General features: G+C 73.2%; 1 protein-coding gene. It reads left to right on the forward strand.

Annotation, left to right across the window (positions count from 1 at the left end):
- Window positions 1–27: 27 nt before the first annotated feature.
- On the forward strand, window positions 28–1,022 hold a 995-nt coding region (locus tag AB0B14_RS36750), incomplete at its 3' end, for a polyketide synthase dehydratase domain-containing protein (RefSeq protein ID WP_357081107.1).

A 1,022-nucleotide genomic window follows, 5' to 3' on the forward strand; every position in this document is an offset into this window, starting at 1 on the left:
CATGGGGTGTCGCCGGATTGGTCGGTGATGTTCCCGTCGGCGCCGCGGGTGGAGTTGCCGACGTATGCGTTCCAACGCCACCGCTACTGGCTCGACGGCACCTGGACCGGGCAGGGGATGCTCGAAGCTCCCACCCGGCTCGCCGACTCCGACGGAGTGGTCTTCACCGGTCGGCTCTCCACCGGTCGTCTGCCGTGGATCGCCGACCACCGGGTTGCCGGGGCGGTCCTGCTGCCCGGCACCGCCTTCGTCGAGCTGGCCGTGCGGGCGGCCGACGAGGTCGGCTGCGCCCTGGTCGAGGAGTTGATGCTCGAGGCGCCGCTCGTCTTCCCGGGTACCGGGACCATCGAGGTCCAGGTCACCGCCGGCGCCCCGGATGCCTCCGGCCGCCGCGCCCTCGCCGTGCACTCCCGGGCCGCGGACGCGACCGGATGGACCCGGCACGCCACCGGCGTGCTCGCCGACGGCGACGGTACGACCCCGGAGCCGCTGCCCTGGCCGCCCGTGGACGCCACCCCGCTCGACCTGACGGAGGTACGCGCGACCCTCGTCGCCCGTGGCTACGAGTACGGCCCCGCGTTCGACGGTCTCCAGGCGGCCTGGCGCCAGGACAACGTGTGGTACGCCGAGGTGAGCCTCCCCGCTGGCCTCCCGGCCGACGGTTACGTGCTGCACCCCGCCCTGCTGGACACCGCGCTCCAGCCGTTGGTCCTCGACATGACCGGCCGTGCTCGACTGCCCTTCGCGTGGCAGCGGGTGTCCGTCCGGTCGACGGGCGCCACCACGCTCCGGGCGCGACTCGTCCACGGCGAGGAGGGTGTCTTCTCCGTCGAGGTCGCCGACGGCAACGGGCACCCGGTGCTGACGGCGGAGTCCGTCGTCATGCGCCCGCTCCCCGAGCAGCTCGGATCGGCCAGTCCGTTGCTTGAGGTGGTGCCGGTGGTGGTGGGTGTGCCGGTGGTGGGTGGTGTGTCGGTGGGTGGGTGGCCGGTGTCTGGTGGTGTGGTGCCGGATGTGGTGGT

Source organism: Micromonospora sp. NPDC049171 (assembly GCF_040648275.1).
GTDB lineage: Bacteria > Actinomycetota > Actinomycetes > Mycobacteriales > Micromonosporaceae > Micromonospora.